The sequence below is a fragment of the Rheinheimera hassiensis genome, from assembly GCF_022436675.1.
In the GTDB taxonomy this organism is placed as follows: domain Bacteria; phylum Pseudomonadota; class Gammaproteobacteria; order Enterobacterales; family Alteromonadaceae; genus Alishewanella; species Alishewanella hassiensis.
On sequence record NZ_JAKUJZ010000009.1, the window covers coordinates 83,606 to 102,146 of the forward strand.

Sequence of the window (18,541 nt, forward strand, 5' to 3'; positions counted from 1 at the left end):
TTTAAACTTAACAATTCATTGCGAATTCAGACCAGCTCTGCCAAGCTGAAGCCGAACGCGGAGGAATAAATATGCGCACTAAGGTATTGATAGTAATCATGACGGCTTTAACGCTGGCAGCGTGTCAGCAGGGCCAGGCAGGCAGTGATACCACTGCAGAGCGGTTGCCACCCAAACCATTGATAGAGCCGATAGACCCAAGCAAAGATCCGGTAAGTGCGGTAAAAGCGAGGAAGCAACAAATGGCAGATGAAGTAAACCTCAGCGCCATGCGGGCTGAAATTATGGCACTGGTTGGCGATGCAAAAGCAGATAACGTTGAGCAATGTCGGGTAGTCGGGTTTGGCAGTAAACCGTGCGGCGGCCCGGCCAGCTACATTGCGCTGTCTACCAAAGGCGGCAATGAAACTGAAATTATGGCTCTGATAGGCAAGTATAATTCTGCTGCCAAAGCAGAAAACGAGCGGCTTGGCCTGATGTCTGATTGTGCTGTAGTGCCTAAACCGGCCATAGTGCTGCAAAATGGTGTGTGTACGTTAAAAGAGGGCGGTGAAACCGCAGCCTATTAACCTGCGCTAACGGTTACAATGATAAGCATAAAGGCAACCGTTACCGTGTTGCCTTATTTTTTCACTGAAGATGAGTACAATTTTGACGACCGCAGAACCCTTTGACCGTATCTATCAGCGCGCCTGCGAGCGTAAAGGCGGCGCTGCAGCACTTGAAGCATTGCTGGGACAAAGCGCCAGCAGTGATGATATTGCCGCCATACCAGACAACCTGCTGCTGGGCGAGTTAACTAAAAAAGTGTTTCAGTCTGGTTTTGTCTGGCGTGTAGTGCGGCAAAAATGGCCTGGTTTTTGTGAAGTGTTTTTTGATTTTGATATCGAAAAAATGCTGTTGATGAGCGATGAAATGCTTGAAGCTAAAGCCCGCGACGAACGTATTATCCGCAATGCCGGCAAAGTGTTTACCATTCGCCACAACGCCATGATGATTGATGATATTGCCCGTAAACATGGCAGCTTCGGCCGTTTTATTGCCGACTGGCCAACAGCCGATATTATCGGTTTATGGGCCTATCTGAAGCAGCATGGCGCCCGGCTGGGTGGTAATACCGGCCCTTATGCGCTGCGGGCCATTGGCAAAGATACCTTTATTTTAAGCACTGATGTTGAAGCCTACCTGCGGGCAACCAACATATTTGACGGCGGTATAAACAGCAAACGCAGTCTAAATCAGATCCAGCAGCAGTTTAATCTGTGGCATAAGCAATCGGGCCGCAGCCTGACACATATCAGCCAGATTATCGCCTTAAGTGTCGGCGAAAATAGTGTTGGTATGCAGCAATAATGTCGCTGAATTTATTACACAGCCCTGAGCTTAATGCCGACTATGCTGCCAGCCTCTGTCAGCAGTTTGGTTTAAGCTTAGCCACAGAGGCCGTTGGCTGGCATCTGGCCTGGCAAGATAATGCGCTGGTATTGCGCCACAGTGAGCTACCCAAACAAGGCGATATAGTGGTCGACTTTGCCAGCGGTGCCGCCAGTTACCGGCGTTTACACGGTGGCGGTAAAGGTGAGGCTATTGCCAAAGCCTGTGGCTTAAACAAAAAGCGCGATCTCACCGTATTAGATGCCACTGCGGGCCTGGGCCGTGATGCTTTTGTACTGGCCAGCCTGGGGGCTAAGGTGACTCTGGTAGAGCGTAACCCGGCAGTGGCGGCTTTACTGTTTGATGGTTTGCGCCGGGCAGCGGCCACAACTGAACTTAACTGGCTGGGCGAGCGTATGCAACTGCTGCACAACAGTGCGCTGGATGCCCTGCAGCAGCACAGCGCTGTTGATGTGGTGTACTTAGATCCGATGTTTCCGCCGCGGGATAAAACGGCGCTGGTGAAAAAAGAAATGCGCGCTTTTCATGATGTGGTGGGTAGCGATATTGATGCTGATGCCTTACTGGCGCCGGCACTTAAGCTGGCACAAAAGCGCGTGGTAGTAAAACGGCCAGGCTATGCCGACTTTTTAGCAGAAAAAGCACCCACAATGTCGGTAACCGGCAAGAATAACCGCTTTGATGTGTATATTAATGCAGCAATTTAGTGATACTTTTGACAACAGATTAATTAAACAAGGGAAATACCATGATCAAAACCGGCGACAAGTTACCTGAGGTGAGTTTTTCGCAACTGACCAAAGAAGGTGTAATGAACCCAACCACCAGCCAGATTTTTGCTAATAAGAAAGTAGTACTGTTTGCTGTGCCAGGTGCTTTTACGCCTACCTGTTCAGCTGCGCACTTACCGGGTTATATTACGCTGGCCGACCAGATCAAAGCCAAAGGCGTAGATACTATTGTTTGCACCGCAGTAAATGATGCTTTTGTGATGAGTGCCTGGGCCAAGAGTCAGAATGCCGAAGAAATTGTATTTTTGGCCGACGGTGGTGCTGCTTTTCATAAAGCGATTGGCCTGACCATGGAAACCGGTGATTTTGGCGGTGTACGCTCACAGCGTTATGCAATGATCGTTGAAAACGGCGTAGTTACGCTGCTCAATGTCGAAGCACCAAAAACCTTTGAAGTCAGCAAAGCTGAAGTGGTATTGGCCGCGCTGTAAGTTAGCGCTCAGCTTAGTATATTTACACTGCTGTCAGGGCAGTTTTCACCGAAGGCCAGATTTCATCTGCGCTGGCCTTATCTTCTTCTGTCAGGCTCTGGCCTGATAACACCAGTACTTTACGGCCAACACCTGCAGCCTTCGCCGCCTGCATATCGGCTTTTTTATCGCCTAACATCAGGCTTTGGCCTGGGTCTAGCTTGTGCTTATTTATTGCTTGCAGCAACATGCCAGGCGCAGGTTTACGGCAATCACAATCGGTTTGATAAGGTGGCTTGGCATTAACCGGATGATGCGGACAAAAGAATACATCGGTTATAGTCACGCCATGCGACTGAAACTGAGCTTTCATCCAGTCAGTTAAACTATGAAACTGCTGCTCGTTGTAATAGCCGCGGCCTATGCCGGACTGGTTAGTCACTACTATCAGTAGATAACCTTGCTGCTGCAAATGGCGGCAGGCGTCGAAGACTCCGTCGATAAACTCGAACTGCTCTGGGCTACTGACATAACCGTGATCGATATTTATTACACCATCACGGTCTAAAAAAGCGGCTTTTTGCATCTGCTTCATAACTGCTGGCTCATAGTTTCTGCTCTGCCACAACTTTGTCAAACATAGCGGTTACAGCTTCTACAGCAATTTTTTGCATAATATCGCTGCCTTTTACCCTGGTGCCCCACTTGAGTTCTGCTGCCGTTTTGCCTTGCTGCGCCAATAAGGATTGGTGATACACCTCGACCACATACTGACGGAATAAATAGGGCCCGGTGCGATCCGGGTTACTGTGGCCATATAAGCCTATAACCGGCGTGCCAACAGCCACCGCCATATGAGTAGGGCCTGTATCTGGCGCTAAGACTATACTTGCGTGTTTTAACAAAGCCAGCAGCTGTTTTAAATTGGTTTTGCCGGTTAAATCAGTAATTGACTGCTGTGCTGACGCCAAAATAGCCTGGCTTAAACTGCGTTCCAGCTCTGTCGGGCCACCACATAACATCACTGCAAAACCTTTGGCATGCGCATAATCTGCCAGGGCTGCATAACGTTCGGGTAACCAGTTACGTTCGGCTTTAGAGGCGGCAGGGCTAATGATAAGAACACGGGTATTGCCAGTTGCAGCCAACTGCTGTTTAGCCCATAACTCGTCAGCTTCAGGAATTGGTAACTGCCATGTTGGCGTTGTACCAAGTTCTTGCTCTGATACCCCAATAGCTTTAGCAAACTGACGAAAGCCATCCAGCACATGACTACGTGGCGCCGCTTCTATGCGGTGACGCATAAAAAGCGCATGTAACTCTTTGGCGGTATGCCAGTCGAAACCAATTTTTTTGCGCGCCTTGATACACAGGGATGCGACATTCGCACGAAAGGCCACCTGCATATGTAGTAGCACATCAAAATAGTCGTGTTTTAAATTCTGCCTTAACTGGCTGTAAGCTGCTTTACCAAGCTTTTTATCAAACACCACAAAACGTACACCGGGCAAACCCTCCAGCAAACGCGCTTCGACTTTGCCGATGATCCAGGTGATCTGGGCCTGCGGGTGCTGGCGCTGAATAGATTGCACCGCAGAGACGGCGTTGCAGACGTCACCAATAGCGGATAAACGCAGAATACAAATTGAGGTTAAGGGCTTAGACAAATCAGTTATTTCCCTGTAAATCCTGAATTTTGCGTATTACTTTGCTGGTGGAGCGGCCATCAACAAAAGTCAGCACCTGCACTTCACCGCCGTGGGCTATTACCACATCAGCGCCTACTATGGTTGCAATGCTGTAGTCACCACCTTTAACTAAGACGTCAGGCAAAATAGTGCTGATTAATTTTAACGGCGTGTCGTTTTCAGCTGCATCATCACCAAAAGGTACCACCCAGTCGACACTGGCCAAACTTGCCAGCACTGTGGCGCGGTCTTCCAGTATATTGATAGGGCGCTGTTCGCCTTTTAAGCGGCGCACTGAAGCATCTGAATTCAGGCCCACCACTAAACGGTCACCCAAAGCTTTAGCCTGAGACAAATAACGCACATGACCAGCATGTAAAATATCGAAACAGCCATTGGTAAACACAATACGTTCGCCGTTTTGACGGGCAAACTGAATATGTTGCAGTACCTTGTCAAAAGGTGTTTGATAAAAGTCACCCTGACGGAATAAATCTTTATTTAGCTTAGCGGCCAGCTCTTCCGGCGACACTGTGGCTGCGCCTACTTTGCCTACCACTATGCCAGCCGCTAAGTTAGCCAGCTGAGTGGCATCATGCAGCGACATACCCGCGCTTAACATCACCGCTAAAGTGGCGATCACGGTATCGCCTGCACCGGTAACGTCACTGACTTCCAGCACCTGGGCCGGGAAGTGAAAATGTTCAGTGGCGGTAATAAGGCTCATGCCTTGTTCGCTGCGGGTTAATAAAATCGAGGCTAAACCGGCTTTTCGCATCAGCTCGCGGGCTGAACTTAGCATTTCTTCCACTGACGCTGTTTTGCCGCCTGCGCTTTTAAACTCACCTAAATTCGGCGTAATCACATCAGCACCGGCATATACCGACAAATCCGCTTGTTTTGGGTCTACCAATACCGTTTTGCCCGCCGCTTTGGCCAGCTTGATCATTTTGGCAATATGCTGCAACGAGCCTTTATTGTAATCACTGAACAGGATCACATCGTAGTTTTGATACACAGCGGCAAAACGCTCTGCCAACAGTTCGGCATCTTCGTTGCTGAACATTTCTTCCTGGTCCAGCCGCACTATTTGCTGCTGGCGCGACACTACCCGCATTTTGGCGATAGTGGGTTTATGAGTTTGGCTAAACAGCTCGGAATGAATTTGTTCACCGGCCAGCAACTGCTGCAACGATTCGCCGGCGCTGTCGTTACCAATAATACCTAATAAGCCTACTTTGCCGTCCAAGTGGGCGATATTACGTGCCACGTTGGCCGCGCCACCGGCTTTGTCTTCTATTTTGCTGATTTTTACCACAGGCACCGGCGCTTCCGGCGATATCCGCTGCGAGTCGCCATTAAAATAGCGGTCCAGCATTACATCGCCTACTACCAGTACAGAAGCAGAAGACAAATTTTGCAGCAGGCTCAGGTTAATCATTAGTTATTACCTACGATGGCCATATCCAGTGCTTCACATAGCCAGTGGCCAATAAACATATGTATTTCCTGAATGCGGGCTGTTTCGTCGTTTTTAACGATAATTGGCAGTTTGGCAATGTCTTTGACTAAACCACCATCGCGGCCGGTCAGGGCTACGGTAAAAGCACCCAATTCATTGGCGGCTTTTAAGGCTAAATTGATATTCGGGCTTTTGCCTGACGTGGTTAAACCAATCACCACATCTTGTGGTCGCACTAAACCTAACACCTGACGCTCAAATACGCTGTCAAAATGGTAGTCGTTAGCGTGTGCTGTCAGAATAGAAGTGTCGGTTGTTAAGGCGATAGACGCCAGCGGGCCACGCTCGGCTTTGTAACGCACCATAAACTCAGCGGCTAAATGCTGGCTGTCGGCCGCGCTGCCGCCATTGCCCATCCATACTACTTTGCCGCCTTGTTTTAGGCAGTCCTGCACGGCGGCCAGTAATTGCATAGCCTGGCCATGATAAGCCTCCACCGTGGCAAAGGCATCACGGTGACGTTTTAAACTCTGTAAAAAACTCTGTTCTAAATCTGACATATAAGTCTCGGCTTAGCTATGTGAATAAAGGCATTTTAACGGATCTTGTTTATTGCAAAAGAACTTTTTCGCAATGCTCTTTGTCTTCAAAGCCTGCGCAGGGAAAAAAAGCTCTGTCTTTAGAAGTCGTTCAGGTAAAATCGTTGCATATTCGCGGCACAAAACGGAAAAAATACATGGGACAGTATGCTGGATACCCAATCTGGTTAATTAATCTGGATTCTAACCCTGAGCGTTATGAGTCTGCTAAACAGCAGCTGCATAAGCTGGGTTTGGCCGCAGAACGCTTTAGTGCCATTTATGGTAAGAACCTTAGCCCGGCTGAAGTAACAGCTTGTTATGATCCTGCATTAAACCAGAAAAAATTCCGCCGGCCTTTGTCGCCCGGCGAAATTGGCTGCTATTTAAGCCACCGTACTTTATGGCAGCGGATGGTGGATGAAAACATCGCCATGGCCTTTATTCTGGAAGACGATATAGATTTAGAGCCTGAGTTTCAGACAGTGCTGGAAAAAATTACCCAATTAAAGCATTGGGATATGATTAAGCTGGCCGATGACAGAGCAGGCCGGGGCGAGCAGAAAAAAGATCTGGGTGATGGCTATCAACTGGTTAACTTTGCCAAAGTGCCCAACTGCACCACCGCTTATGCCCTGACGTTGGAGGGCGCGAAAAAACTTCTCAGCCGGCCGAAATTTTTCCGCCCAGTAGATGTTGACTTACAGTTTTACCCTGAGCTAAACCTGACGGTGTATTCGATGTTGCCTTACCGTTTATGGTCGGCCAGTCGTTTTGAAAGCGAAATCGATAAAATGAGTGGCGGTACCCGCAAAGGGGGGACGTCGTTTTGGCGTAACCTGAAATACCGTTTCCAGCTGAAATCTATCCGCAGTAATCATCTGTCAGGCGATTTGTCGCAGGTACAATTTACTCCAGCCAAGCAGGACGAGGTTTAACCATGCGTAGCCGTAAAATTTCCTGTTTTGTTATTTCCTGCAATGAAGAAGACCGCATTGAAGCTTGTTTACAGTCGCTGTCTGGCTGGGTTGATCAACTTATAGTGGTCGACTCGGGGAGTAAAGACAGAACTGTAGAAATAGCCCAAAAGTACGCCGACAAAGTGTATCAAACCGACTGGCCTGGCTTTGGCCCACAACGTAACCGTGCTTTAGCCTGGTGTGAACATGACTGGGTATTGAGCATAGACGCCGACGAAGTGCTGACGCCTGAACTGAAAGTGGAAATTGATCAGGTATTGGCAGAGCCCGATTTAGACGCTAACTTTATCAAAATGCCCTGGCATACTTACTTTTTTGGCAAGTTGTTAAAACATGGCCGTTATTCCACACCACAGGGCAAATTGTTTTTAAAAACCGGTGCCAGTTTTAAAGATCGGCAGGTACATGAAACCTTGTTATTACCTTATGAAAAAGTGCGGGTGTTGAAATCGGCCATTATTCACCACAGCTGGCGCAGTTATCAGCATTGCCAGGAAAAGCATGTGAAATATGCTTGTTTAGGCGCTGAAGATAAATTTGCCCGCGGTAAAAAGGCTGGTTTGAGTTATGCCATTTTGCGGTTTTTCACCGATTTTATTCAGCAATATGTACTGCGTTTAGGTTTCCTTGACGGCTGGCGTGGTTTACTGATGGCGATAGTGCTGGGCCAGTATGCTTTTCATAAATATGCCGCTTTAGCCACTATGGTGGCTGATGCAAAAGCTAAAGCAAAAAGCTAAATGCAGCCCGGGTTTCTGCTGTTAAGAGTGCTATACAGCGCCGTGGTTGTGGCGCTGACGCCCTTGCTTGTACTGTATTTATTGCTGCGCTCGCGCAAAGACCCTGGCTATCGCCAGCGCTTTGCTGAGCGTTTTGCGCTGAAGCTGCCTGCTGCGTCTGCCAAAAATGGCATAGTGCTGCATACTGTCTCAGTGGGTGAGTTTAACGCTGCCAAACCTTTGATTAAGCAACTGTTACAGCAGTATCCGCATTTGCCTTTCACTATTAGCTGCACCACACCTACAGCCTCTGCCGCTATTGAAAAATTGCAGGCTGAACAGCAGCAGCTGGGCAGAACCCTTGAGCTTTGTTACCTGCCTTTTGATTACCCGCTACTGATGCGCCGCTGGCTGAAGTGGATGCAGCCGCAGTTGTTACTGATTTTAGAAACTGAGCTTTGGCCTAATCTGCTAGCCAATTGTAAAGCGCTGTCTATTCCAACCCTGGTGGTTAATGCCCGTTTATCGGCGCGTTCTGCCAAAGGTTATAAGCGTTTTAGTGCCTTGACGCAGCCTATGTTGAAAAGCATTGGTCAAATTCTGACGCAGGATAAAAACAGCGCCCGGCGTTTTCAGGCATTGGGCGCGCAGCAGGTTAGTGTCGCAGGCAATATAAAGTTTGAACTGGACGTGCCAGAAAGTAGTGTGCAACTGGCACAAAGCCTAAAACCTCTGCTGCAAGGCCGTATGGTCTGGGTGGCGGGCAGCACTCATGCCGGTGAAGATGAGCAGCTTATTCAGGCTTATCTGCAGTTAAAAGTTCAGTTCCCGCAGCTTCTGCTGGTGCTGGTGCCACGACATCCGGAGCGTTTTGATGTTGTCGCTCAGCTGTTACAACAACAGCAGTTGAAGTTTGTCCGTCGCAGCCTGAATGGTTTGCCGGACGCTGATACCGAAGTCTGGTTGGGCGATTCAATGGGCGAGTTATTAAGCTGGTATCAGCTGGCCGATTTTGTCTTTATCGGCGGCAGCCTGATTGAACGTGGTGGCCATAATCCGCTGGAAGCTATGGCTTTTGCTAAAGCCGTATTATCAGGCCCTTATGTATTTAATTTTCAGCTGGTGTTTCAGTTGTTGCAACAACAGCAGGCATATTTTCAGGTTGCTACGGTGGCTGATCTGGTCAGCACAGTCACTAAACTTATTCAGCAACCAGAGCTGGCTATTGAGGCCGGTGCAAAAGGTTTAAAACTGTATCAGCAGCAGCAAGGTGCAGTAGCGCGCATCATGGCACAGGTGCGGGCATTAGTGCCGTTGGCTGATGTCAGCATAATTAACAATGGCAAGGCTACGGCGTGGTTTGACCCGGCGTTTTATCCGCAATTTGAACTGCAGTATTTTCAGCCGCAATATTGGCAGCAGCAAGGTTTAGTAACCGGCCAGTCGAAGGGGCGCAATACCGTATGGTTTGTGCAGCAGCATGGTAAACAGGCGGTACTGCGGCATTATTATCGTGGTGGTTTAGTGGGTAAACTAAACAAAGATAAGTTCTGGCCACAGCCTGCAGCACAAAGCCGGGCTATGGCGGAATTTAGTTTACTCTGGCAAATGCGTTTATGGGGTTTACCTGTGCCACGGCCTTGCGCTGCTTTGTATCATAAACACGGTTTTAGCTACAGCGCTGATATTCTGATTGAACGGATCCCGGGCACCACCGACCTTGCTCATCTGCTGCAACATCGGGCTTTAACCAGCGCTGAGTGGCAGCAGTTGGGGGCTTTAATTGCGCGTTTTCATCAGCACAATGTGTATCACTCTGATCTAAACTGCCACAATATTTTGTTGGATGACCAGGGCAAGTTCTGGCTGATAGATTTTGATAAATGTGCTATTCGAAGCAGTGCCGACTTTGCGGATCAAAGCTGGAAACAACAGAATCTGCAGCGGTTATTACGTTCTTTAAATAAAGAAAAACAGCAGCTGCCGGCCTTCCATTGGCAGAGTGAGCAATTCGCCATGCTTGAGCTGGGTTATCAGCAACCCAGCTAGTTCGCGGCAACCCTGATAGAAAAGAGTATAAATTAATGCAGCAGTGGGATGTAATAATAATAGGGGCTGGTGCAGCTGGCTTAATGTGCGCCATTGAGGCCGGTAAACGCGGCCGCAAGGTACTGGTGCTGGATAACGGCAAGCGTGTTGGCCGTAAAATTTTGATGTCCGGTGGCGGCCGCTGTAATTTTACTAATATCTATGCCGGACCGGAGAACTTCCTGTCGCAAAACAAACACTTTTGTAAATCGGCGTTAAGCCGTTATACGCAGTGGGATTTTATCGCCCTGGTGCAGAAGCATGCTATTGCCTACCACGAGAAAACCCTCGGCCAGCTGTTTTGTGATGATTCCGCCAAAGATATTGTCGATATGCTGCTAAGCGAGGCCAAAGCGGCCAATGTGCAAATTGCCCTGCAACAAAGCATTACCGGCGTTAGCTTTGTTGATGGTCAATACACGGTTACAACACCCGAGCTAAGCCGGCAGTGCCACAGCGTTGTCGTCGCCAGTGGCGGCTTAAGCCTGCCGAATTTAGGCGCAACCGCCTTTGGTTTTCAGCTGGCCGAACAGTTTGGTTTAAAAGTGCTGCCGCTGCGCGCTGCCCTTGTACCACTGACCTGGCAACCGGCTGATAAAGCGGTATTTGAGGAAATAAGCGGTGTGTCCTTACCGGTAACGGCAGAGGCCAACGGCACAGTATTCCCGGAAGATATGCTGTTTACCCACCGTGGTTTAAGCGGGCCGGCCATACTGCAAATTTCCAGCTATTGGCAACCGGGTGATGAAGTAACAGTAAATATGGCACCGCAAACCGATGTGGCAGAGTTTCTTGCTACGCAACAACAAGCTCACCCGGAGCAGGAAGTAAAAACCGCGCTGGGTAAATTACTGCCAAAACGGTTGGTAGAAAAACTGCTGGAGCTAAACGTCTTCACTAATCAGCCGCTAAAAGCACTAAACCCGAAAAGTATTAAACACATCGCTGATAGCCTGCACGGCTATGTATTTAAACCCAATGGTACAGAAGGCTATCGCACCGCAGAGGTGACCATTGGTGGCGTCGATACCGATTATTTATCGTCAAAAACCATGGAAGCCAAACAGCAACCCGGCTTGTATTTTATCGGCGAAGTGGTCGATGTAACCGGTTGGTTAGGTGGCTATAATTTCCAGTGGGCCTGGGCCAGTGGTTGGGTGGCAGGGCAGTATTGTTGATTGGTTTTTCAGCTTAAATCCATTGCTGTTGCTGCAACTGTTGCCAAGCTGATTTAACATGATTTGCTTGCATCAGCTGGTTTTTACGTGGGTTCCACGATTGAATTTTTTGCAGTGCTTGCTGTGCATCTGCCGCCCCTTCCTGTTTGGCTACCCAGTGCACACTGGCAAGTAATTCCATACCAAAAGGTGACTGAAAGCCTTCTATCAGTTGTGCCACCCGGCCAACTCTGGCTTGTAATTCCGGGTTGGCTTTTGCCAAAAAAGCTTTGGCTGTTTTCAGCGCCAGAGCGTCAGGTGTGATAGCAGATTCAACCACGCCATCACCTACACCATGAATATAATGGCCATCCATTCTGTCCAGCACATGGCGCAGTTGGTCGGCATAAGGGCCAAATTTATGTTTTTGGTAGCTTAGCTTTAAATCTTCGCCGGCTTCTTGCAAAAAGTACGCGAGCTTTTGTACTTCAAGTTTGGATAAACCATAACTTAGGGCTTCATAACATTCCAGCAAAGCCAGAATAGCTGCCCGGCCTGCGGTCATTTTGGGCGCGCTAGTATTAACTTCCAATCTTACGTCGGCTGCGGTGTCAGAGGGTTCGAACAGGCGTAAAGTAACATCCTTTAAGCCAGCAAAGTAGTGCTCAATAACCGGGCGCACGTCGGCCCAATTTAGACCGCCATTACCACAGCCTAAAGGAGGCATCGCAATAGAGCGGATATCTAGATTTTTGATTTGCTGCACTAAATTTTGTAAGCCAGCTTCAATATCTTTCAGGTTAGAAGCATTGCGCCAATGATCTTTGGTAGGGAAATTAATGATATAGCGCGGTGTTGCCAAAGCACCAAGATCAAAAATAAACATTTTACCAAGACGTATTTCTCCTGCTTTGCAGGCTGCGGCGTAGGCTTTGAAGTTAGCCGGCCATTTTTTCTTAAACTGCAAAGCGATGCCTTTGCCCATAACGCCCACACAGTTCACTGTATTGACAATAGCATCAACATCTTGCTGTTTAAGTAAATCACCTGCGCTTGACTCTATGGCCATCGTTGCTCTCCGCTACACCCAAAAACTACTGACCGGTAAAGTACCAGTCTGGCATTACTGCTACCGGTAAGTTTAACCCAAATTGGGTTATTAAAGCCCGTACTTGTTCAGCCTTGGTGTCATCAATAACACCAATACGCGTCAACCACGCTATGGGTACCTGTTGCTTTACCAGAAACTCAGCCTGTCGTTTTTCCATTCTGTCGCTATATCTGACTGGCTCTGGCTTGTCGCTGAAATACTTACAAAACCCATCAAGCAGCGGTGGTTCAGTTAGCAATTCCCAGTCGATCACATCTTTTAATTGATGCGGATCAGTGTAAGCCTGACTATAAACCTTAGTGGCATTGCGATCAAAAAACACAAAATCCTGTGTGTGCTGCACTACTTTACGAACCAGCAGTTCGAAATGGACTATATCATCTTGCCGGTAGCTGCAGCCGGCTACTTTTCCGCCATGAATCGCCATTAACATAGGTGAGCGCGGCGCAAAATAAAACGGCACATAGTCATGTATCCTACCGCCTGGCGGATCGATTACAGCTTTATTGGATCTGACACCCTGAGCCCCGGCATGAGCAATATTCTGATAATTTATACCGGCTGCCTGTGATTGCTGTTTGCAAAACAACGCTCCTTGCTGAAATATCGCGGGTAAATTATCTATTGCCGTAATATGGAACAACCGCACGGGTTTGGGCATTGTCATTAGCTATTTACCTTAGGTTTTGAAGCCATGTCGATATAAGACTACTTAGTGATTTATTTTTTAAATGAGTAACTTAGCAAGGATAAAGCGAAAATGCTATTCGCATGGAGCTGAGAATAACGGCATAATCTGTTGCTTAGGAATGTTATAAATAGCGTGGTTGATACAACCAATGAAAAAACTCTCTGTAGTACAACAAAAACAACAGGCCGCGGTGCTGGATGCGGTGACAGAGCTGGAACAACAGGCGCTGGTAGATTTACCCGGCACGGTGCAGTGCTGGTTTAGCCTGGAGTATGAAGCTTTTCCGGTATCGCTACTGGTGCGGTTGCAGTTTACTGAGCAAGCTATGTTGGATACGGCACAACCGCAGTTGCTGGCGTGGCAAAGGCGGCTTAGCGGCTTATTACTGAAAAAAGGCATAGTGCTAAAAGATATGCGCAAGCACCTGGTGTTTACGCTTAACAGCCCGGACGATTAAGCGTTAAAAAAGGATACATACCACAATGAAATATTACCTTGGCGCTTATGCCGCTTCGCCTAACCATAGTGGCTGGGATCCAATGCTGGAAACGGCGTATTACAATGAGTTAAAAGCGCTGCCGAATATAAAAGGCCTGGAGCACCCGTTTTGGGGTGTTTTACATCAGCACGATGACAACTGGTTTCTGGCCAATATCGATCCAAAGTGGAATTACGTGTTTACCTGCATTCCCGGCATTATGAATGCACTGGGGCAAAACCCAATGTTTGGTATTGCCTCTGATGATGAAGCCGGGCGCCAGGCAGCGCTGGCGTTTATACAACAAGCCTGTGCAGCAATTGGCAAATTAAACACGCATTTGGGTCGTCAGGCGGTAACTGCAATTCAAATTCAAACCGCACCGGCACGGCATAAAGCGACGTCTTCCAAAGCGTCGCTGCTGGCATCATTGCAAACTATGCTTAGCTGGAACTGGCATGGTGCCCGCATTGTGATTGAGCATTGCGATGCTTATATTGACAGCCAGGCACCGTCAAAAGGTTTTTTAGCACTAAGTGATGAGCTGGACGTTATCACGCAGTTAAATGCCGCTTTAAGCAAAGAACAGCAATTGGGTATGGTGATTAACTGGGGCCGCTCGGTCTTTGAAACGCGCCGGATTGAAGGTGCTGTTGAGCATATTCAGGCGGCCCAGGCAGCAGGTGTGCTAAGCGGGCTGATGTTCTCCGGGGTATCGGATCAAGACAGCGAATACGGCGCCTGGCGCGATAGCCATCAACCACCACGCAACAGCGATATGGTCGTAAATGGTGAACCCGGTAGCTGGATGACAGAGCAGGCGATGCACAGCTGTTTGGCGGCATGTAGCGATGCCGCAGGCTTGCCGGTACTTGGCGCAAAAATTGGCATCCGGCCACATAGCGCCGATATTGGCCAGCGCTTGGGGTATATCCGCGATACGCTGGCGATATTAGACCGTTACTATTTACCGCGTTAATCTGTTACCGCGTTAACATGTTAAAACAGTAAACATTACAGCCGTACGGATGCAGCTGCAGTTTTGATATGGCCAAAGTGTTTTAATGCCAAAAAGCCAATCAGCAGTAAAGCAAAAGCCGGTAGCAGGGTGTTGATATAGCTGAGGTAGGTCAGGCTAAGCTCGTGCCGCTGGCTGAACAGCTGCCACATACTATAAAAACCAAAAACAAGTATTGGCATCGCAACCAGACACAAATGGTAACGGCGTAGCTGGGTTTGCAGATACAGCAGGGCGATGGTAACCGGAATAGCCAGCAATAGGTGTAGTACTAAATCCATAATGGAAAGCCATAGCAGTGCTGAGCCGCGTAAGGTCTCGGAATCCATAATCCACAGTTGTACCGGGTTTATCGTGGCGATAAAACCAAAGCACAAAATAACAAAATACACATGTGCCACGCCCAGCAGCAGGGAAATAAGCGAGCGGATACTAAAAATAATAAGCTTGGCCACCATCACAGACACTCCGGCAAATACAACTGGCGGCAAACTAGCATGCAGGCCGCAAATTCACAATATAAAAGCACTTGAGGCTTGAGCCTGAACCGGTTGCCCACACTAACATTAAGGCAAGCCGGTTCTGCTGAGCTTATTTACTTCAGCGGTTAGTTAATTTGACGGCGTGCGGTATTTTTCAAACCAGGCCAGCATATATTCGACTTTTTCAATCATCCGGCTGGGGCGGTTAGAAATACCGTGTGGTGAACCCGGTACCCGCACCAGAGTGGTATCAACCCGGCGCAGTTTCAGCGCCTGATAAAACTGCTCTGATTCTGAGATGGGTGTGCGACGGTCTGCTTCACCGGTAATCAAAATTGTTGGAGTTTTTACATTACCTACCAGGCTTAGCGGCGAGCGCTGCCAGTAGTGCTCGACATTTTCCCACGGTACACCGGGGAACTGGTGAAAGGTTTGATAGGTGTAGCTATCACCGGTCAGCACTTTACTTAACCAGTTAATAATCGGTTTTACCACCGCGGCTGCTTTGTAACGGTCAGTCAGGCCTATGGCATAAGCGGTAGCAATACCACCGGCTGAGCCGCCGCCGATAAACAGGTTGTTTTCATCAATAAAGCCCAGCGCCAGCATCGCATTTACCCCGCTGTCGTGGTCGGCATAGTCTTCCGGTGAGCTGTATTTATTGTGCAACAGCATGGCAAAACGCTCGCCGTAAGATGAGCTACCGCGGTGGTTGTCATAAAACACCACATAGCCTTCTTTGGCGTAGCGCTGCATTTCGGCGCTCCACTGGGCGCCATAGGCTAAGTGCGGGCCGCCGTGTATTTCCAGTAACAGCGGGTATTTTTTCGCCGGGTCGAAATCTGGCGGTGTCATATACCAGCCTTGCATTTCTTCACCATCAAAAGACGATTTATAGGTAATTTCATGTACCTGTGCCAGCTTTTTATGGCCAAGCAAATCTTCGTTTAATGCAGTAAGTACGGTAGTTTTGCCTTTTTGCACTACAGCAACCTCACTGGGGCGCTGGCTGGTGCCGTGGGTGTACGCAATAGCACCATTATTAGCAACCGAGTATGAGCCGCTTAAATACGGCTGCGGTTGTGATACACCGCCCAGGCTGGCGGTAAGATCGGTTACTTTACCTTTGTTGCTCAACGTTGCCAATTTACGCTGACCGCGATCATCGTACTGCACGACAAAGCTGTTGTTACTCAGCCAGTTGGGTTGATCAATGCTGCGATCAAAGTCGGCAGCAACGTCGCTTATCTTGTTTGAGCTGAGGTTTAAAATTTTCAGCTTGCTGTTGCTGTAAGGCACCAGCGCATTGTTCTGCCATAAAAACGCCAGCTGTTTACCGTCAGGTGAAAACACCGGCGACGATTCATTACCGGGCATGGTAGTCAGGGCAGTTAACTGTTCGGTGGCTAAATCCAGCTGGTATAAATTGCTGTCGCGTGGCTGATATTCCCACTCCGGGTCGAGGTTGGCAGAAAATACCAGTGCTTTGTTATCCGGCGTAAAGCTTAAATCGCTGCCGTAATTAAAGTCGCCCTGAGTTATCTGGCGCTCAGTACCGCCACTGGCCGGTAATATAAATATCTGCCTGAATTGTGGCTTTAAAAAGCCCTGGCCATCGGCCTGATAACGCACCCTGTCCAACACTATCGCAGGTTCAGACCATTTGGCGCCTTTAGGTTTTTTTACCCGTTTTACGCTTTGTTTAACAGCGGCTTCGCTGGCGTCTACATTCATGGTAAAGGCCAGTTGTTTGCCATCGGGTGACCAAACCAGGTTAGACGGGCTTTGCCGTAATGTAGACAACTGGGCGGTCTTACTTTCTGCCAGCCAGTGCAGGTGAATTTGCCGTGAGCCGCTGAGATCAGAAATAAATGCCAGTTGTTTGCTATCCGCAGACCAGCGCGGTTGGCTGTAATTAAACTGGTCAGCAAACAGCGGCAATTGCTGGCCGGTTTTTACATCCAGCAACCACAGGCTGTTGCGGGTACTGTCGGTCATAATGTCGTTACTGGCGCGTACATAGACAATTTTGCTGCCATCAGGCGAAATTTGCACATCGGCGGCATACTCCAGCGCAAAAATATCTTCGGCTTCAAAATAACGGCTGCTGGCAGTGGGGTTTGCGGTCGTGGCGCCAGAGGCGGCAACAGGCTCTTCAGCCAGTAAGGCAGGGCTGCTCAACAATAAGCTGGTGCTAATCACCAACGCTGAGCGGGTAAATGTACGCATAATGCTCCCGGATAGGTTTATTTAAGTTTAGTTTTGTTTAAACCTAACCCGATCCAGGCAGAAGTACAAACCCCACAGCGGCAAAGCGCGGGTTTTAAGCGGCATAGCTATTGTGCTGTGGCAATACGGCAAAGAAAAAGGCTGGCGCTAAGGCCAGCCGTTTTAGCTTCAGGCAGATAAGCTGTCGAAGATATGCAAAAAGGTAGGGGCCTGCTGAATATGCAGTTGCATGCGTAAGCGCCGGGCAATGTCCTGCGCGCTTATTACACCACGGATTTGGTGTGATTCACGGTCAACTACTACACAGTGTTGTTCACCACTTGATTGCAGCGTATTAACCACATCGGCAATGCTGCAGTGCTGCAATTGCTGATACGCCAGTGCTTTAATACGCTCACGCGGGCGCATTAAGTCAGCAACAGTAATGTCATCGCGGCTGTCACCAAAGGCAATGCGGCGCATAATCGACTGATCTGACAACTGGTCAAGATGCAATAAACCTACTAATTCGGCGTCGTGATCTACTACCAGCTTAAGTTTGGTTTGCTCTTGTTGCATCATGTCCAACGCATCTCGTGCGGTGGTCGATGCCGCCACAATATTAGGCTGGCTGTGTTTAAAATCGGTTACCAGCGTCAGGGCTGGTGAGTTTAACGTCATACCATCGAAATCAGTGGGTTGTACTAAATGATCAATGGCTTCAACAGAATATAATGCTAATGTTTTCATGGTGTTCCTCACATACCGGCACGCAGAGGCCATACCGGTTAAAAAATAATTTAATTGTGAACAGCGGCGCTGTTCGGGCTGAAACTTAATGTGAGGAAAAAACGGGCGGGGCGCGGGCCTGCAGTGAAACTAAGAACGGTGCTTTGTTAAATACACTGCGCACAGCATAAACTGTGCTGAAAAAATCTAAAGTGGCAGCACCGGCAGACACCGGCAATACAGGTTGTGGTTCGTCAGTGCTGTCTTGTTCTGTTGTTACCGTGTGGTGTGAAACAGATGGCGTAAGCGCATGAAACTGGGTATCTGCCAGCGGCGATAAGCGCTGATCATGCACAGCAAAGGCTTGCGGTGTGCACAATAAACTTAGATACAACAGTAAGGCAAAACTACTTAGCCAGCGCATACACCCTCATTCACTTAATACATCGTTTTAAAGTAACACGATGTCATTTGATAATGGGCGCTTGTTACATCTGGCGCAAGTGGGCACTGCAAAAATAGCCTGAAATTGCGATTAACGACTGTTTTTATACGA

General features: G+C 48.6%; 20 protein-coding genes. 10 read left to right on the forward strand and 10 right to left on the reverse strand.

Translation table 11 applies throughout. The features are described 5' to 3' along the window. Positions 1 to 71: 71 nt before the first annotated feature. The 4 genes from MJX74_RS18420 (at position 72) to MJX74_RS18435 (ending at position 2,617) form a co-directional block, all read left to right on the forward strand. Positions 72 to 569: a hypothetical protein gene (locus MJX74_RS18420; protein WP_240224476.1), complete on the forward strand. Its 498-nt coding sequence runs from the start codon at positions 72 to 74 to the stop codon at positions 567 to 569. A gap of 82 nt (positions 570 to 651) precedes the next feature. Next, positions 652 to 1,353 (forward strand): DNA-3-methyladenine glycosylase I, encoded by a 702-nt coding sequence (locus tag MJX74_RS18425; protein WP_240224477.1) that lies wholly within the window; start codon positions 652 to 654, stop codon positions 1,351 to 1,353. Continuing rightward, the gene (locus MJX74_RS18430; RefSeq protein WP_240224478.1) at positions 1,353 to 2,102 is read left to right on the forward strand and encodes a class I SAM-dependent methyltransferase; all 750 of its coding nucleotides are present in this window, start codon (positions 1,353 to 1,355) and stop codon (positions 2,100 to 2,102) included. Before MJX74_RS18425 ends, MJX74_RS18430 begins: the two co-directional genes overlap by 1 nt. A gap of 41 nt (positions 2,103 to 2,143) precedes the next feature. Then, positions 2,144 to 2,617 carry a peroxiredoxin gene (locus MJX74_RS18435; protein WP_068233478.1) on the forward strand — a complete coding sequence of 158 codons (474 nt, stop codon included), beginning with the start codon at positions 2,144 to 2,146 and terminating at the stop codon, positions 2,615 to 2,617. Between the two features lie 22 nt (positions 2,618 to 2,639). Here MJX74_RS18435 and gmhB read toward each other — a convergent pair whose 3' ends face one another. The 4 genes from gmhB to MJX74_RS18455 are packed head-to-tail and all read right to left on the reverse strand — an operon-like array spanning position 2,640 to position 6,306. Then, complete coding sequence (gene gmhB / locus MJX74_RS18440; protein ID WP_240224479.1) at positions 2,640 to 3,191, reverse strand: D-glycero-beta-D-manno-heptose 1,7-bisphosphate 7-phosphatase; 552 nt, start codon at positions 3,189 to 3,191, stop codon at positions 2,640 to 2,642. Between the two features lie 10 nt (positions 3,192 to 3,201). After that, positions 3,202 to 4,263: a glycosyltransferase family 9 protein gene (locus MJX74_RS18445; RefSeq protein ID WP_240224480.1), complete on the reverse strand. Its 1,062-nt coding sequence runs from the start codon at positions 4,261 to 4,263 to the stop codon at positions 3,202 to 3,204. Position 4,264: 1 nt separating this feature from the next. Next, on the reverse strand, positions 4,265 to 5,725 hold the full coding sequence (gene hldE, locus MJX74_RS18450; RefSeq protein WP_240224481.1) for a bifunctional D-glycero-beta-D-manno-heptose-7-phosphate kinase/D-glycero-beta-D-manno-heptose 1-phosphate adenylyltransferase HldE: 1,461 nt from the start codon (positions 5,723 to 5,725) through the stop codon (positions 4,265 to 4,267). Further along, positions 5,725 to 6,306 carry a D-sedoheptulose-7-phosphate isomerase gene (locus tag MJX74_RS18455; protein ID WP_240224482.1) on the reverse strand — a complete coding sequence of 194 codons (582 nt, stop codon included), beginning with the start codon at positions 6,304 to 6,306 and terminating at the stop codon, positions 5,725 to 5,727. The genes hldE and MJX74_RS18455 overlap by 1 nt, the downstream gene beginning before the upstream one ends. Before the next feature lie 176 nt (positions 6,307 to 6,482). Between MJX74_RS18455 and MJX74_RS18460 the strand changes: the two genes are divergently transcribed. Genes MJX74_RS18460 through MJX74_RS18475 form a run of 4 tightly spaced genes read left to right on the forward strand, consistent with a single transcriptional unit; the run spans position 6,483 to position 11,289 of the window. Continuing rightward, complete coding sequence (locus MJX74_RS18460; protein WP_240224483.1) at positions 6,483 to 7,262, forward strand: glycosyltransferase family 25 protein; 780 nt, start codon at positions 6,483 to 6,485, stop codon at positions 7,260 to 7,262. 2 nt (positions 7,263 to 7,264) lie between these two features. Beyond that, positions 7,265 to 8,044 carry a glycosyltransferase family 2 protein gene (locus MJX74_RS18465; protein WP_240224484.1) on the forward strand — a complete coding sequence of 260 codons (780 nt, stop codon included), beginning with the start codon at positions 7,265 to 7,267 and terminating at the stop codon, positions 8,042 to 8,044. Next, complete coding sequence (waaA, locus tag MJX74_RS18470; RefSeq protein ID WP_240224485.1) at positions 8,045 to 10,072, forward strand: lipid IV(A) 3-deoxy-D-manno-octulosonic acid transferase; 2,028 nt, start codon at positions 8,045 to 8,047, stop codon at positions 10,070 to 10,072. A 35-nt stretch (positions 10,073 to 10,107) separates the two neighbouring features. Further along, a complete protein-coding gene (locus MJX74_RS18475; protein ID WP_240224486.1) occupies positions 10,108 to 11,289 on the forward strand; it encodes a BaiN/RdsA family NAD(P)/FAD-dependent oxidoreductase in 1,182 nt (393 codons plus the stop codon). Positions 11,290 to 11,302: 13 nt separating this feature from the next. Here MJX74_RS18475 and darG read toward each other — a convergent pair whose 3' ends face one another. Further along, positions 11,303 to 12,337, reverse strand: a complete 1,035-nt coding sequence (darG, locus tag MJX74_RS18480; protein WP_240224487.1) for a type II toxin-antitoxin system antitoxin DNA ADP-ribosyl glycohydrolase DarG — start codon at positions 12,335 to 12,337, stop codon at positions 11,303 to 11,305. 25 nt (positions 12,338 to 12,362) lie between these two features. Beyond that, positions 12,363 to 13,046 (reverse strand): type II toxin-antitoxin system toxin DNA ADP-ribosyl transferase DarT, encoded by a 684-nt coding sequence (gene darT, locus MJX74_RS18485; RefSeq protein WP_240224488.1) that lies wholly within the window; start codon positions 13,044 to 13,046, stop codon positions 12,363 to 12,365. Between the two features lie 172 nt (positions 13,047 to 13,218). On the opposite strand from darT, the gene MJX74_RS18490 reads away from it, so the two are divergent. Then, a complete protein-coding gene (locus tag MJX74_RS18490; RefSeq protein ID WP_240224489.1) occupies positions 13,219 to 13,527 on the forward strand; it encodes a hypothetical protein in 309 nt (102 codons plus the stop codon). Positions 13,528 to 13,552: 25 nt separating this feature from the next. Continuing rightward, positions 13,553 to 14,527 (forward strand): DUF4862 family protein, encoded by a 975-nt coding sequence (locus MJX74_RS18495; protein WP_240224490.1) that lies wholly within the window; start codon positions 13,553 to 13,555, stop codon positions 14,525 to 14,527. A 35-nt stretch (positions 14,528 to 14,562) separates the two neighbouring features. Here the strand turns inward: MJX74_RS18495 and MJX74_RS18500 are convergent, their stop codons facing one another. From MJX74_RS18500 to MJX74_RS18515, 4 genes are all read right to left on the reverse strand, one after another. Beyond that, complete coding sequence (locus MJX74_RS18500; protein WP_240224491.1) at positions 14,563 to 15,027, reverse strand: hypothetical protein; 465 nt, start codon at positions 15,025 to 15,027, stop codon at positions 14,563 to 14,565. Positions 15,028 to 15,177: 150 nt separating this feature from the next. Next, the gene (locus MJX74_RS18505) at positions 15,178 to 17,277 is read right to left on the reverse strand and encodes a S9 family peptidase (protein ID WP_240224492.1); all 2,100 of its coding nucleotides are present in this window, start codon (positions 17,275 to 17,277) and stop codon (positions 15,178 to 15,180) included. Positions 17,278 to 17,445: 168 nt separating this feature from the next. Further along, positions 17,446 to 18,006 (reverse strand): CBS domain-containing protein, encoded by a 561-nt coding sequence (locus MJX74_RS18510; protein WP_240224493.1) that lies wholly within the window; start codon positions 18,004 to 18,006, stop codon positions 17,446 to 17,448. Between the two features lie 85 nt (positions 18,007 to 18,091). Continuing rightward, on the reverse strand, positions 18,092 to 18,409 hold the full coding sequence (locus tag MJX74_RS18515) for a hypothetical protein (protein WP_240224494.1): 318 nt from the start codon (positions 18,407 to 18,409) through the stop codon (positions 18,092 to 18,094). Positions 18,410 to 18,541 lie beyond the last annotated feature (132 nt).

What these genes read in the sequence shown, in the direction of transcription:
- MJX74_RS18420 (WP_240224476.1), top strand. Translation starts at nt 72, where the DNA reads ATGCGCACTAAGGTATTGATAGTAATCATGACGGCTTTAACGCTGGCA.
- MJX74_RS18430 (WP_240224478.1), top strand. Translation starts at nt 1,353, where the DNA reads ATGTCGCTGAATTTATTACACAGCCCTGAGCTTAATGCCGACTATGCT.
- MJX74_RS18435 (WP_068233478.1), top strand. Translation starts at nt 2,144, where the DNA reads ATGATCAAAACCGGCGACAAGTTACCTGAGGTGAGTTTTTCGCAACTG.
- gmhB (WP_240224479.1), bottom strand. Translation starts at nt 3,191, where the DNA reads ATGAAGCAGATGCAAAAAGCCGCTTTTTTAGACCGTGATGGTGTAATA.
- hldE (WP_240224481.1), bottom strand. Translation starts at nt 5,725, where the DNA reads ATGATTAACCTGAGCCTGCTGCAAAATTTGTCTTCTGCTTCTGTACTG.
- MJX74_RS18455 (WP_240224482.1), bottom strand. Translation starts at nt 6,306, where the DNA reads ATGTCAGATTTAGAACAGAGTTTTTTACAGAGTTTAAAACGTCACCGT.
- MJX74_RS18460 (WP_240224483.1), top strand. Translation starts at nt 6,483, where the DNA reads ATGGGACAGTATGCTGGATACCCAATCTGGTTAATTAATCTGGATTCT.
- MJX74_RS18465 (WP_240224484.1), top strand. Translation starts at nt 7,265, where the DNA reads ATGCGTAGCCGTAAAATTTCCTGTTTTGTTATTTCCTGCAATGAAGAA.
- waaA (WP_240224485.1), top strand. Translation starts at nt 8,045, where the DNA reads ATGCAGCCCGGGTTTCTGCTGTTAAGAGTGCTATACAGCGCCGTGGTT.
- MJX74_RS18475 (WP_240224486.1), top strand. Translation starts at nt 10,108, where the DNA reads ATGCAGCAGTGGGATGTAATAATAATAGGGGCTGGTGCAGCTGGCTTA.
- darG (WP_240224487.1), bottom strand. Translation starts at nt 12,337, where the DNA reads ATGGCCATAGAGTCAAGCGCAGGTGATTTACTTAAACAGCAAGATGTT.
- darT (WP_240224488.1), bottom strand. Translation starts at nt 13,046, where the DNA reads ATGACAATGCCCAAACCCGTGCGGTTGTTCCATATTACGGCAATAGAT.
- MJX74_RS18490 (WP_240224489.1), top strand. Translation starts at nt 13,219, where the DNA reads ATGAAAAAACTCTCTGTAGTACAACAAAAACAACAGGCCGCGGTGCTG.
- MJX74_RS18495 (WP_240224490.1), top strand. Translation starts at nt 13,553, where the DNA reads ATGAAATATTACCTTGGCGCTTATGCCGCTTCGCCTAACCATAGTGGC.
- MJX74_RS18505 (WP_240224492.1), bottom strand. Translation starts at nt 17,277, where the DNA reads ATGCGTACATTTACCCGCTCAGCGTTGGTGATTAGCACCAGCTTATTG.
- MJX74_RS18510 (WP_240224493.1), bottom strand. Translation starts at nt 18,006, where the DNA reads ATGAAAACATTAGCATTATATTCTGTTGAAGCCATTGATCATTTAGTA.
- MJX74_RS18515 (WP_240224494.1), bottom strand. Translation starts at nt 18,409, where the DNA reads ATGCGCTGGCTAAGTAGTTTTGCCTTACTGTTGTATCTAAGTTTATTG.